This is a genomic window from Vibrio marinisediminis (assembly GCF_014050145.1).
In the GTDB taxonomy this organism is placed as follows: Bacteria; Pseudomonadota; Gammaproteobacteria; order Enterobacterales; family Vibrionaceae; genus Vibrio; species Vibrio marinisediminis.
This window is the reverse complement of record NZ_JACFYF010000004.1, coordinates 311934-325911: the sequence shown is the minus strand read 5'-3', so window position 1 is coordinate 325911 and position 13978 is coordinate 311934. Positions and strand designations below refer to the sequence as shown.

Annotated in this window: 11 protein-coding genes and 4 tRNA genes; 2 read left to right on the top strand and 13 right to left on the bottom strand. The window is 43.5% G+C overall.

The features are described 5' to 3' along the window. Positions 1-142: 142 nt before the first annotated feature. From H2O73_RS09855 to H2O73_RS09840, 4 genes are all read right to left on the bottom strand, one after another. A complete protein-coding gene (locus H2O73_RS09855) occupies positions 143-1321 on the bottom strand; it encodes a hypothetical protein (RefSeq protein WP_182108704.1) in 1179 nt (392 codons plus the stop codon). Positions 1322-1348: 27 nt separating this feature from the next. Further along, positions 1349-2149, bottom strand: a complete 801-nt coding sequence (locus tag H2O73_RS09850; RefSeq protein WP_182108668.1) for an outer membrane lipoprotein-sorting protein — start codon at positions 2147-2149, stop codon at positions 1349-1351. Between the two features lie 26 nt (positions 2150-2175). Beyond that, a complete protein-coding gene (locus H2O73_RS09845) occupies positions 2176-4542 on the bottom strand; it encodes an efflux RND transporter permease subunit (protein ID WP_182108667.1) in 2367 nt (788 codons plus the stop codon). Positions 4543-4710: 168 nt separating this feature from the next. Continuing rightward, complete coding sequence (locus tag H2O73_RS09840; protein ID WP_182108666.1) at positions 4711-5499, bottom strand: TetR/AcrR family transcriptional regulator; 789 nt, start codon at positions 5497-5499, stop codon at positions 4711-4713. A gap of 261 nt (positions 5500-5760) precedes the next feature. Here H2O73_RS09840 and H2O73_RS09835 point away from each other — a divergent pair, with 261 nt between their 5' ends. Next, positions 5761-6843, top strand: a complete 1083-nt coding sequence (locus tag H2O73_RS09835; protein WP_182108703.1) for a PQQ-dependent sugar dehydrogenase — start codon at positions 5761-5763, stop codon at positions 6841-6843. Here the strand turns inward: H2O73_RS09835 and H2O73_RS09830 are convergent. The 9 genes from H2O73_RS09830 to uvrY form a co-directional block, all read right to left on the bottom strand. After that, complete coding sequence (locus H2O73_RS09830; RefSeq protein ID WP_182108665.1) at positions 6819-8324, bottom strand: GGDEF domain-containing protein; 1506 nt, start codon at positions 8322-8324, stop codon at positions 6819-6821. The genes H2O73_RS09835 and H2O73_RS09830 overlap by 25 nt on opposite strands. A gap of 11 nt (positions 8325-8335) precedes the next feature. Beyond that, on the bottom strand, positions 8336-8857 hold the full coding sequence (locus H2O73_RS09825) for a hypothetical protein (RefSeq protein WP_246335883.1): 522 nt from the start codon (positions 8855-8857) through the stop codon (positions 8336-8338). A gap of 333 nt (positions 8858-9190) precedes the next feature. After that, a tRNA-Gly gene (locus tag H2O73_RS09820) sits at positions 9191-9266 on the bottom strand. 29 nt (positions 9267-9295) lie between these two features. Next, positions 9296-9382 (bottom strand) — tRNA-Leu (locus H2O73_RS09815). Positions 9383-9469: 87 nt separating this feature from the next. Further along, a tRNA-Gly gene (locus tag H2O73_RS09810) sits at positions 9470-9545 on the bottom strand. An 18-nt stretch (positions 9546-9563) separates the two neighbouring features. Then, positions 9564-9637, bottom strand: a tRNA-Cys gene (locus H2O73_RS09805). Between the two features lie 239 nt (positions 9638-9876). Continuing rightward, positions 9877-10434, bottom strand: coding sequence for a CDP-diacylglycerol--glycerol-3-phosphate 3-phosphatidyltransferase (gene pgsA, locus H2O73_RS09800; protein WP_182108664.1), 558 nt, complete (start codon positions 10432-10434; stop codon positions 9877-9879). 69 nt (positions 10435-10503) lie between these two features. Beyond that, positions 10504-12336: an excinuclease ABC subunit UvrC gene (gene uvrC / locus H2O73_RS09795; RefSeq protein WP_182108663.1), complete on the bottom strand. Its 1833-nt coding sequence runs from the start codon at positions 12334-12336 to the stop codon at positions 10504-10506. Then, complete coding sequence (gene uvrY, locus H2O73_RS09790; RefSeq protein WP_182108662.1) at positions 12336-12980, bottom strand: UvrY/SirA/GacA family response regulator transcription factor; 645 nt, start codon at positions 12978-12980, stop codon at positions 12336-12338. The genes uvrC and uvrY overlap by 1 nt, the downstream gene beginning before the upstream one ends. Positions 12981-13343: 363 nt before the next feature. Here uvrY and H2O73_RS09785 point away from each other — a divergent pair, with 363 nt between their 5' ends. Then, on the top strand, positions 13344-13829 hold the full coding sequence (locus H2O73_RS09785; RefSeq protein ID WP_182108661.1) for a DUF3015 domain-containing protein: 486 nt from the start codon (positions 13344-13346) through the stop codon (positions 13827-13829). Positions 13830-13978 lie beyond the last annotated feature (149 nt).

The window sequence follows — 13978 nt, the reverse complement described above, 5'->3', positions numbered from 1 at the left end:
AGCAATCATGTTCATCAAGTCGTAACATTCTATCTAACTTATTGTAATAACCCATACTTAAAAACTAAAAAGGGGAGCTTGATCTGCTCCCTTGGTTCATTTTTTCTACTTTTAAATTAATTTGTACGATATGCGCAATAATTCAAAAGTAATACTCCAGAGATAATTCAACAAAATCATCTTTCCGAGCAAAATAAAGCAGATCACTTGGGGTATTATTTTCGAACAGCCACGCATCCAATCGCCACTTAATATGATTCGATAATCGACTAGACGCTTCGAGTTTCGCATTGAAAACGTCACTATTGTCTAAATCTTGGGTGATACCAAACAATACTTCAGTCCCTGCTTCATCATTCAATACAAAACGGCTACCCAAAAACAGATCATTTTGCCCAATGCTTTGCGCATTATTCCCTCGGCTGTCATAGAGATATTCCGAGATCATGCCGATATCCAAAATAGAATCGAACACACCGACCCAAGTGTACTCAAATCCACCAATCAAACCTGTATGATGGTCCAAACTGTCGCGATAGATCCCTTCAAATTTCCATAGCCAGTCACCAACAATACCCTGTAGATCAACACCCAATTGTTTTGATTGAGCATAGTAAGGAGCCAGTTGTTGCCCTTCTCCTTGCCCAACAACTTGAAAATAGGGGTCTCGATTTGTTCCTTGGAAATAACTAACGCCTACATCCCAATCATCGAGCATCACACTGTACCGCAAGGCGTAATCAATGTGCTTTTGCTCACGTGATGATTGATAAATAGCCTCAGATGATACTGGGTAAATAGGACGTAGGCGCCCATCATCTCCGGCAAAAGTACGTTCACGAAAGTATGGAAGGAGTAACGCGTCAACCGTACCCCATTGCTTTATTGCCGAGAAATGCAGCATGGGTTGTCCAAGCTTATCTTCGCCATCCACCGATTCTACGCCATCTGTTTGATTAACCACATCGACCAAATGAGCAGATTCTGTGACACCCCAGAATACTTTACTAATGCCAGCTCTAAGCTCGTAGTCGTCCCAATAAGTGAGATACAACGCCTCTCGGATGTCACCATGACTGCGCTCATTATCTAAACTGTCATAACGATAAAATGGCGTTAAGGTGAAGCTCGCCTGACCGTCATTCAGCTCCCAATATAATTCTGGCTGAACAACAAGCGAACTTTGCTGTTTATCTTGCCCCTGCAATCCATTATCAAAGAACTGTCGATGCTCAATATTAATTTGGCCAGCCAGTTCTGTTGCATTGATTACCGGTGACACAACGCTTGCTATCAATGCGCTCACCAGCTTAAGCCTCATAGAGGTACTACCTTTACTCATGCCAGGCTACCTTATGCGTTTTAGTACATTCTTTTGAAAGTCTTTGTCGGTTAGCCCAGTTTGAAACGCCAATGCACTGGTGTTTAATTCGGTACTTTTACCTGATAGATGATTCACCATAACCATCTTATGTGCGCGCCAGAATTTGTTGAGATACTGTTGATAGCCACTGAAAGTTAGGGTTTTCAATAGCGCACCTCGTCGGTCATAAAACTCCACTTTTATTGGACGATAATGATCTTGATCCAACCAAGTAATTTGCTTGGTATAGCCTGAGTGCTTATCTGTGGGAATTTGTTCTAGAACGAAAGTAGCGGTTTCACCCAGTAGCTCGTCTTTCACATAGTTGAAACTGTATTTCTCTAATTCAAACGAACTAAGATCTTCGTATGAAAATTCGCTGCCCATAAAAGGTCCCGATTTATTGCGAGAAGAGATGCGCTTTACGCGCTTGAGAGCTGGAAGGTATAGCCATTGGTCATCCGCTTCTTTCACGTGCGAGTGGTTTAAAAAAGCCGTGCCTTTGACGTCTCTAGGTTGGTCAAATATGGTTAACCCTTTGTCCCCATCCCCATCCACCTCAAGGTTTTTTAACCGCATCAAACGCGTGCTGCTTGCACCTTGTGAGTCCATCAAAATCATCTCCATGGTGGCCAACGAATCCCCCCACCCTTCATCACGTATTTTACGTTCCTTTGCTATCTCAACACCTCTTTGTGCATCAGCATAGGCAACACTCGCTACACTAATGTTCGCCAGTAGTGCTAAAGCGAGAAATCTTAACCCCTGTGTTATTACTGTCTTCATTGATAAATTCCTTATAATCAAATTTGTTAGTTCTTTGCTGACGCAAGAGTTGAATGAGAGTTCTGAAGCTCAGGCTCGTTCACTGTGTAGTCGGCTTTATCAAACCTCATCAACAAAGCCGGTAAAAATACAAAGTCCACCACCAGGGCAATGAAGATAACCACCGCACTCAATAGCCCCATGTCGGCATTGAGCCTAAAGCTCGACATAGCCAATACCAAGAAACCCGCCACAAGCACCACCGTGGTGATCCAAAGCGCTCGCCCTACTGTATGGAAAGCGTAGCGAACGGCTTGCTCTGCGTTCTGTCCCATTTTTCGCGCGCGTTGGTATTTGGAAAGAAAGTGCACGGCATCATCCACAACAATGCCGAGAGTTAAAGTCACAACCACCGAAAGCCCGAGATTTATCTCACCAGAAATAAGCGCCCAAAGACCAAAACCGATCACTGCTGGAGCGATATTAGGCATTAAGCTAATAAGCCCTAAACGTAAGGATTTTAATGAGAAAATCATTAGCGCAGAAATCAGCACTAAGGTAATAGGTAGTGTGGTGAGCATACTTGCCATATTCGTTTCACCAATATGAGCGAACATCAAATTAGGGCTTGAAGCGACCACCTCATAGTGTGGTGCATGGTTGGCGAACCATTGGTAGATCCTCTGCTCTAAGTCGACCAATTCGACGCTGCCTAAATTCTTTGTGGTGACAACCACTTTCACCGCAGATTTATCGATATTGATTTGGTTATTGAGATCCAAACCAAACGGCAACGACATTTCATAAAGTAACAAATACTGCGCTGCCAATTCACGTTGATCCGGCAAGCGATAATAGCTCGCGTCATCACCGTGCATATTTTTGTTCAAGCGCTTATAAGTGTCTGATAGTGAGGCGACATGATCAGTCTCTGGTTGTGCTCGTAACCAATGCGTGAATTCAGCCAGCGTGGCGATTAACTCCGGTGCCGCGACACCTTGCGACTCTCCGGTTTTAATCGCGATACTGATATTCGTCATACCGCTGATTCGTTGTTCCATGAAATCTGCCGCTTGACGAAACTCACTACCTTGATCGAAGTACTTTACTGAGTCATCGTTGACTTTATTCAAAGGGATCAACGAAGCCGTCAAAGCAATGATGACGATAGATGTGGGTAAGAGTATTTTGCGATAAGTAATCACTATATCTGCCAGCTTATCAACCAAAACTGGCTTTGCTTGATCTGGGTCGACTTGAACTGGCGCTTTGATTGGTAACAGCTTTAACATGGCAGGTAATAGTGAAACAGAGAGCAGACAAGCCAGCATTACCCCCAGTGCCGCGACATTACCAAAGTCTCGCAGAACCGGAGAATCCGACATGTTCATCATCAAAAAGCCAATCGCTGTGGTCACTGAAGTGATAAGAATTGGCATCGCGTTAATCGCGATACTGTGGTTAATGGCATTAACTTTGTCATCACCCAATTTCATTCTATGACGCATAGTTGCAATTACATGGACACAGTCTGCGACTGCCAATGTCATCACCAAGGTGGGAATATTCACAGTTGCGGTGGTGACATACATCCCAACCCACCCAGTGAGCCCCATGGTTGCAGCAACTGAGCCGAAAATGATAATAAGTGTGGCAATAACACTGAAGATCGAACGCAGCATGACGGTAAGAAAAACCAAGATCACCAAAAACATGGCGGGCACTAAAGTGGCACTGTCATCTTGTGCAGCGACCATAAACGCATCGTTCAATGCTATTACGCCAGCTTTGTAGAACTCGACTTGAGGGTATTGATCTGAATATCTATCAATCAGCTGATCCACATACGCATTCACTTCCACTGACTCCGCCGTTTTGTCAATCTCCGGCATTTGAATCGTCACGTTAACCACTGACACGTCACCGGCTCTTGAAATCATTGAATCAACAAGTGCAGGCTCACTGAACGCAACTTTCTTAACACGTTCAATTCGCTCTATCGTCAATGGGTAAGCTTCATAGAGTAAATCCTCGACTAAGAGATCGTCTTCTATTGCTTCGGTATGTTGAAAATTAGCCAATGAATCAACACGGCTCGAGTATGGGATCTGCCATGCCTCTGTCGTGAGTTGCTGGATTAGCGTTAAAGTCGATTCAGAAAAGATATTGTTGTCACGCGGCGCCACAACGATCGAAACATTATCGGATTTAGAGAAGGTCGCTTGAATTTCATCAAACGCTTGCAGTTGCTTATTTTCACCATCAAAGAAGACTTCATAATCGCCCTCAAAATACAGGTTCTTCCCACCAATTGTTGCAACAACAATAAGTAAGGTCGCTATGCTCAGCACCCACCACGTAAACCGTGTCGGCCAGGTGAACCAAGCGTTAGAATTGAAATTATCGGTGTTCATCACACTCTCCATTTGTGACGATTCGTCAAAATAGTTCATAGAAAAACCAGAATCCTCTGGTTAATTAATGAACTTGCTATATGGACTAACTGTGAACAGATTAGTCACATCAAAAGTGACGCTTCGTCATAAATGGTCATAATAAAAGCCCATCCGGGCTTTCACTTTCTAACGACCTACAGAATCAAGATAGGCTATTTCTTCACTGAATAGTTCTTGCTCAACACGCTGCCATGTTTTCCGATAGTCCCACTCTGTCGACAAAGGTTTCCAGTTAAGACCATCAAGCAACATGTTTGCATTATTCAGTACGGTGAAAGGGTCTTGCAATCGCTTAATACAATGGCTTTGTGAAGCATTTTGAGCTAATGCGTTTGATCCAAATGCTATTGCCCAGTTAGCAAATACAATTGAGTCTGAGCCTATGCCAGGTGAAAAACGCAAATCACCAGCAGAGACGGCTTCAAGTACCAAACCATCAGCGTAAGTGACGACTTGTTCCTCCAACTCATTCATTACTTTCACTCTGTCAGGTGAGGCTTTCTCAAGTACCCATGGGCTCTTCGCCATGATGGCGCATGTTGATAATACTGGTTCCATGCGTGCATAGATCCGGTAACTCACGTGCATAGCTACCACTTGTTCACGAGTACTACCACTAAACTGGTTCGTTCTTGCAAACAACAACGCCTCTGATTTGAGCGAATGAATACACAGCGCAATAATCACATCTTCTTTACTGCAAAAATGGTTGTAGATAGTCCCTTTTGAATAAGGGCTTAACGCCGTTAACTTATCCATTGTTAAATTACTAAAACCTTGCTCTTGAACCAGAGACTTGGCGAGTAAAATAAGTTCTATCTCTCTATCTGCAATGGCTTGTTGTTTTTTGCTTCGTCCAAGCGAACAACCACCATTACTTTTTTGCTCTTTATTTTTACAGCTAAAACCAAACATGATTCTCTTTGCCCGTCTATCTATGCTCCTTGACCTTACCATTGTAACACGATTCGATTTTTCCCACCGAATTCAATTTATGACGCATCGTCATTTTTGACGCTTCGTCAGAATATGTCAGAAATGAATCAGTTTCAAGTTAACCATAAACAAATTTAATCGTATTGATCGCACTTTACCCTCACAGCAAGAAGTAACCTCCAAATGCTTAACGTCGACCTATTTGCTAAGATAACAACATCAGGCATTGCTATAGATGGCATGAAGATGAAAATAACCAAGATACTTCTACTCCTGTTTGTCAGCTTTAGTAGCCATGCAAAAGAGTGGCAAGCGGAGCTCATTGTCTCAGGTCTTAATGTGCCTTGGGGAATGGCGGTCATTGATGAGCAACGCCTACTGGTTACAGAACGCAATGGCGATGTTGGGATACTGAATCACGAATCAAGGAATTATCAAAGGATCTTAACCTACCCGAACGTTATCGCTAAAGGACAAGGCGGACTGCTCGATGTGGCTCGATCTCCATTTGAACCAAGCACATTCTACTTCACTTACAGTCGCGACACTCGCACTGGTATCGAAACCATACTCGCCAAAGCGGTATTAGCCGAAGACAAACTCACCAAGCTGACGGATCTGTTCACTAGCCATTCCGGTTCGAGGACTGGACGACATTTTGGTAGCCGAATTACTTTTGATGATCAGTATATTTTCTTTTCAATTGGTGATCGTGGTGAGCGAGCAAATGGGCAGAATTTACAAACTCATGCAGGCAGTATTCTGAGGCTAAACCCTGACGGCAGCATTCCTCAATCCAATCCTTTTTACGATCAAGGCAAAATCGCTAGCGCAATATGGAGCTATGGTCATCGTAATCCACAAGGATTATTTCATGATGAGTATAGCAACCAACTCTGGTCAATCGAACATGGTCCTAGAGGCGGTGATGAAATCAACCTGATTGCAAAAGGAGAGAACTATGGTTGGCCTGTCACTTCCCATGGTAAAGAGTATTGGGGGCCGATTGCGGTAGGCGAAGCAAAAGAGATGGCTGGGATCACCTCCCCTCTGAAGACGTACGTACCGTCCATCGCGCCAAGTAGTATGATTCTGTATCGAGGAGAGCGTTACTTGCCCTTACGCGATAAATTCATTATTGGTTCACTTAAACTGGCACATCTCAATATTGTCAGTCTGTCAGACAATAAAATCGTCGATGAGCAGCGAATTTTACAACACTTAGGTGAAAGAATACGCTCATTGGTACTCACCCCCAATGATAAAATTATTTTTGCGACTGACCGAGGGAATATCTATCACTTAGTGCTTGTCGCTGAATGAACTTCGACGATCTGAGTGCTAAATACACTTGCCCAAGCTGAACGATTTCTTCCTGACCTTTTGCATTCATACAGCACTCTGTCGGCGGTAGTAAATAATGATTCAACCAACTGTTCATAATCAATTGGTTCACCAGTTAGGCTATCAACATGTGCCAATGCCCCACCAATAGAAACGGTGATTTTTTCATAATTTGGATTACCGCTGTGAATCAAATTGGTATTTTCCACCGAGCGCCTTAATAGCTCGCTTACTCTTTCAAGTTCCTTTCTGTCATGCCGGTAACACAAAATAACGAACTCTTCACCACCATAACGGAACGCCATATCTACGTTGGTTAACTGTGCTTGTAGGCTATTGGCTACGCTAACTAAGGCTCTGTCTCCCTGCATGTGACCATAAATATCGTTGTACGCTTTAAAGTTGTCGATATCACAAATCATCAAGCCAACAACCTGACCACTGTGAATGCTGCGCTCTATATAAGGCAGTACCGTGCGACTGTATTTATACCGAGAGCCAAGCCCTGTTAGCGAGTCAGCATCGGATTTCGCTCTCAACGAATCCAGTTGCTGGTCGATTTTTAATAGCAAACCACGATATGCTCGAGCCAGTTGTCCGATTTCATCATCACGTTCTAACTCAGGAAATGCATCTAAACTCCGGTAGCTAGCGGAGCCCCCCATACTCGAAGCCAAATTATTTAATGGATTAACAATCCAATGTGCCACCCAATAAACGACGGCAAGCGCCAAAAACAACGCAATCAACGCTTGGAGTGCAATTGAACGAGTTAACGCTGTTTTAAACTGAGCGAGCTCTTGTGCATCAAATACTGCCCATATTAAACCACCATTTTTGTTTCTCAGTGGTAACACTACGTGTAAGACGTAGTTATTGTCATCAAGGAAAAAGGGTTCGTCGACATCCAGCGGCTTATCCCAATCTAAAGTGTATGATTCTGCCATGACATCACTGTTTTCGAGTAAGCGATGCTCAGAACGGGCTTTCTCTAATAGGTAATTGAGCTTACGAGACTCAAGGGTATTATACGACTCCACCTGTTTTAGCAAGGCTTCAAGCTTGCCAATACGAGCCATTGACGTATCCATCTCACCATTTTCAACATCTGCTCGCCATACCATTTTCGTTTTAGGAATATAACGAACTACCACGGATCTATTAGTGTGATCTGATCGACCACTCACTTCAATAAACAGCGCATCATCAATGGCAGATAGCGTTTCAACGGTTGAAGTCAGGGTCATGGAAGCATAGTTCAAACCAGAAACCGCAGTTGAAAACATATGAACTTGCGACTGCAATGACTGCTTAGCCAGCGCGGCAGAAAAACGGATTTGGCGGTGCCACTCACTCTCATACCTTGCGACACTCATTCCCGAAATGATCAGAAGCGCTAGCAATAGATGAGACAAAAACAGTGTTTGGCTAACCGTTAACCGTTTTACCAATGCGATCATTGCAGTAAATCCTACCTAATATTAGTGAAGTGCTCATCAAAATCTGAGCATACGCCATGTGGGCAAAACTCTTGATACGATACATGGCAGCGGTCGCAATATTCAGGCTTAAGGGTTTGATGTGTATGACTAATATCTTGCCCCTTAGTATTGTAGCTACCAAATATAGCTTCACCGCCGAGATGCTCAGTAACCCAGATCATTTGCGCATCTTCAGACACAGCGACAATCGTCGGACCATCACTATAAGGTCCGTGCGTAAGGTACTGATTCATTTTATCTGGGTGTACTCTGATGGTTACGACTGTGCCCTGTGATTGATTAACCCAGTTATATGCTCGAAGTGACTCTTGACTAAATAACGATATGTTTGACGGTAGCTCACTCGCCGCCGGATATATCATGGTTTCTTTGACCTCTGGCCAATATTCCCATCCAGGCGGATAACTCGAAATCGATTCGGCGAGTACTTTTGGCAGCAGCGAGATACTAAAGAATATACCAGCCCAAATAACTGCGTGACTTTTACCCATCAGCCTTCTCTCAAATAGAGTATTAAGCTCGGCAATACATACTAATTTACTTTCATATGCATTTTGATACATTCATGCTAAGGGAATTACTTGTTAATTGATAATGCTTTAGCGAATTGTGTGCGCTTCTTAGTGTAGCCTGTGTAGTAGCTCAAACTCTGAGGGTAACATTTCAAAGATTTCAGATAATAAACAGAGTGCAAGCGAGGCAAATTGACGTTTTAAATGCAAATGCTGGCTTCGACGTTTGATTGGGGTAAGGATTTTTAAAACGGAAAATTTGACACAATAGATACGAAAATGCCCCGACAGTTGTCGAGGCATTTTCTAATTTGGAGCGACACATCGGGTTCGAACCGATGACCTCAACCTTGGCAAGGTTGCGCTCTACCAACTGAGCTAGTGTCGCAATGTTTATTACATACGTATAAGGTTAGATGGTGCCCCGGGCCGGACTTGAACCGGCACAGCGCGAACGCCGAGGGATTTTAAATCCCTTGTGTCTACCAATTCCACCACCAGGGCACACAAATCTAAATTTGTGATGCCTTTACAGAAAAGTAAAACACCATCTACAGAACCAGCTTTGGTTAACTCATTCTGTTTATAATTTGGAGCGACACATCGGGTTCGAACCGATGACCTCAACCTTGGCAAGGTTGCGCTCTACCAACTGAGCTAGTGTCGCATTCTTTCTAAAGAAAGATGGAGGCGCCTCCCGGAGTCGAACCGAGGTCCACGGATTTGCAATCCGCTGCATAGCCACTCTGCCAAGGCGCCATCTTTATCACCTAAGGGTTTCTCGTTGAGTTCCTCTTGGGTACGGGATGCATTCTACGGATTCGCTCTTATGAGTCAACACTAATTTTTGAATTTTAAATCGTTTGGCTAAATTACACTCAAAACCACCCAATTTGCTTACTTTTATATCAACTGAGCCGCTTAATTTCATGACTTTTAAGTCTATTTTTATCTTAGGAACAAAAAAAACGGGCTAACGCCCGTTCTTAAGTATTTGTTCAATGATGCTCTTCATTGAGCAAGTCATCTTTGGCTGCCATTAAGTACTGTGCCATAGACCAGTATGTCAATACGGTCGCCACGTACAAGGCTGCGTAACCCAACCAAATCATCCAATCGTCGTAGCGCCAAATCAGCACCCATAAAGCAAACATTTGCGAAACTGTTTTGACTTTGCCCACCCAAGAAACAGCCACACTCGCGCGTTTGCCAATCTCAGCCATCCATTCTCGCAATGCAGAAATAATAATTTCACGCCCAATCATTGTCACGGCAGGGATAGTCACCCAAATGCTGTGGTAATGCTCGGTGATCAGAATCAATGCGGTAGCCACCAGCACTTTATCAGCCACAGGATCAATAAATGCACCAAATCGCGAGGTCTGCCCTAATTTTCGAGCCAGCATGCCATCCAACCAATCGGTAAAGCCTGCCACCCAAAAAATCATAGCGGCTGCAAATGGCGCCCAACTATATGGTAAGTAAAACGCTACGACAAAAACTGGAATAAGGAAAAGTCGTAGTAAAGAGAGAATGTTAGGGATGTTGAAACGCATATTTATTGGCTCTTATGGTGCGCGCTGTTTGCTGCCTAAAAAACAGGTTCTTATGGTGCTGGATTTTTACTATTGTTTCAATGCTTGATAAATGTTTTCTGCTAAAGAATGGCTTATGCCCGGCACTTTGGCGATTTCTTCGACAGTTGCGCGTTTTAATTCTTGCAAACCGCCCATGTACTTCAGCAATGCTTGTCGCCTTTTCGGACCGATACCTTCGATACCTTCCAACGCACTAGTTCTACGAGTCTTACCACGCTTTGCTCTGTGCCCTGCAATGGCGTGATTATGACTCTCATCTCGAATATGCTGCATCAAATGTAAAGCCGGTGCATCGCTAGGCAAATGAAACTCATCACCTTCTGTGGTAATCAGCGTTTCTAAACCTGGTTTTCTTGTCACACCTTTCGCAATACCGATCAGCCTAGGGCGCTTTGGCCAGTCACCCCAATAGTGACTAATCACCTCGTATGCACGATTAAGCTGACCTTTACCACCATCAATAAAGACAATGTCTGGGATCTTCTCAATATCAAGTTGTTTGGCATATCGACGCTCTAACGCCTGCCCCATTGCCGCATAATCATCCCCGCCAGTAATACCTGTAATGTTGTATCGACGGTACTCCTGTTTAACCGGTCCTTCGGGATTAAACACAACACAAGATGCGATGGTGCTTTCCCCCATTGTATGTGAGATATCGAAACACTCCATACGCTGAATTGACTCTAGACCCAGCAGTTCTCTTAATTCTGAAAAACGCTGTGAAATGGTCATCTTGTGATTGATTTTGGTGGTGATCGCAGTCAATGCATTGGTATTCGAGAGCTTTAGATAACGTGCACGTGTCCCTGTCGGGTTTACATGAAACTGCACTTTTCTGCCCGCGATAGAAGACAACGCCTCTTGCAATGACGATAAGTCATCCAGTAAACCTTCATTGAGGATAATACGTGTAGGGACTGTCCTAGCCTCATTGTGATTCAAGTAATATTGGCTGAGGAAGCTATAGAACACCTCGTGTTTAGTGGTGTTGTGCGGAATTTTAGGGAAGTGGCTACGACTTCCTAATACCTTACCCTGTCGGATCATTAAGATATGGATACAGGCAATACCATTCTCTTGTGCGAAACCCAATACATCGAGATCGTCCATTGAGTCTTCTGAGACAAATTGCTGCTCTTGCACTCTTCGAATCGCTTGAATCTGGTCACGAAATTTAGCGGCGGATTCAAACTTGAGTTCGCGGCTTGCCGCTTCCATCTTGCCAACTAGAGTTTCGAGGACCTGCTTATCTTTACCTCGTAGGAAAAGCCTAACGTACTCTACCAACTCTTGGTATTCATCATCTGAAATAATGGTGCTGACACACGGTCCAGCACAACGTCCAATTTGATACATCAAACACGGGCGTGTACGGTTGCCATAGACAGTATCTTCACATTGACGGACGGGAAATATTTTCTGAATAAGATGTAATGTTTCTCTTACCGCTCCGGAATCAGGGTACGGGCCGAAGTATTCGCCTTTTCGTTTCTTCGCACCGCGGTGCATAGACAGCCGTGGGTGCTTGTGCGCGCTGATAAAAATATAGGGATAGGATTTGTCATCACGCAGCAAAACGTTGTATTTAGGTAAATACTGTTTGATGTAGTTGTGCTCAAGGATCAGTGCTTCAGTTTCAGTGTGGGTCACTGTCACATCAATTTTGGCGATATGGCTCACCAGCGCGCGCGTTTTTTCACTATCCACCTGTTTGCGGAAGTAGCTCGTCAGGCGCTTTTTAAGATCTTTAGCTTTACCAACATAAATGACGACCAACTCGGCGTTATACATACGATAAACACCGGGTTGGTTGGTTACTGTCTTTAAGAAAGAAACCGAATCAAAGGAAGAACTCACTATAATGACTCGGTATCTAGCATCCCATGTCGGATAGCAAGGTGGGTTAATTCAACGTCACCACTGATACCGAGTTTGGCAAACAGTCGATAACGGTAACTATTAACCGTCTTGGGGCTAAGGCTTAGCTGCTCAGAAATATCGGTGACTTTCTGCCCTTTCGTTATCATCATCATGATCTGCAGTTCACGCTCAGACAGATCGGCAAAAGGGTTTTCCGATGCTGGTGAAAATTGGCTTAACGCCATCTGTTGAGCAATTTCAGGCGAAATATAACGCTGACCGCTATTTACGACGCGAATCGCATTTACCATTTCGTCGGGACCTGCACCTTTGGTTAGGTAACCTGCGGCACCTGCTTGCATCACTTTAGTTGGAAACGGATTCTCCGTATGAACAGTTAAAACGATGATTTTTACATCTGGGTTGAATCGCAAGATTTTCTTGGTAGCCTCAAGACCACCAATACCTGGCATATTCATGTCCATCAATACAACGTCAGCATGGTTATTTCTACACCATTTTACTGCGTCTTCACCGCTTACAGCTTCCCCTGCTACGTTCATTCCACGGACGTCTTCAATAATACGTCGTATCCCTGTGCGAACCAGCTCGTGATCATCTACAAGGAAAACACTAATCAAACTTGTATCTCCACACTATTATTTTGGTCCTGCACCCACCGAGGACAGTGGATAGCAAATTAGTTGCTTAGTTTAACTCAAAAATGAAAAATTCATTACTCCGAAATATGTGCGCAATCGCAAAGTTTAGCAAGTACTAATTTTCAGTTATGAAGCTAGTGCAACAAATATTCGGAGTATCATAGGGTTACCCTTTACTTGTTGAGAATCTCGACTACAAGATATTAATCTCTCTTTATTTTGTAACATTCATTGAAAATGAAACCAATTTCATTTATTTTCTCCCATTGATAATTTCCAATTATCAAGCGCATGAACGCTAACAAGTTAATGTTAGCTTTATATAACGATTAAGGACATATTATGAAAAAGCTACTAGCGGTGGCAGCTCTAGCTGCAACACTTCCTCTGTCTCAAGTTGCTATGGCTGATCAAGACATCGGTTGTGGTCTAGGTACTATGATTTTTGACGGTAAGTCAGGCAAAGTATTTAAAGTGCTAGGTGCAACTACCAACGGTACTTCAGGTAACCAAACTTTCGGTATCACTTTTGGTACTCTAGGTTGTGACGGTAACGGCACTATCTCTTCTTCTGAGAAACTTGCGCTGTTCATCGATGGCAACATGGATAACCTTGCTCGCGATATCGCTAAAGGCGAAGGCGAAACGCTAGCAACTCTATCTGAAGTATGGGGCGTTCAAGAAGCTGACAAAGCAACTTTCAACACTCTAGCTCAAGAAAACTTCGCAGAAGTGTTCAAATCAGAGAACGTAACTTCTCAAGAAGTATTTGCTAACCTAAACAACCTAGTAGCTCAAAACGATGCTCTAGCTGGTTACGCAATCTAATTAAACTCAAATTGAGTTTGAAGTGCCCTTATTAGGGCACTTTTTTATAGCTGTTTACATAGTTGAGTGTTTTACCCTAGTCATTGGACAAGGCACTGTTTGGTCGATAAGAACACTCAGCTATATAAATACAAAAATATTTCTACGGA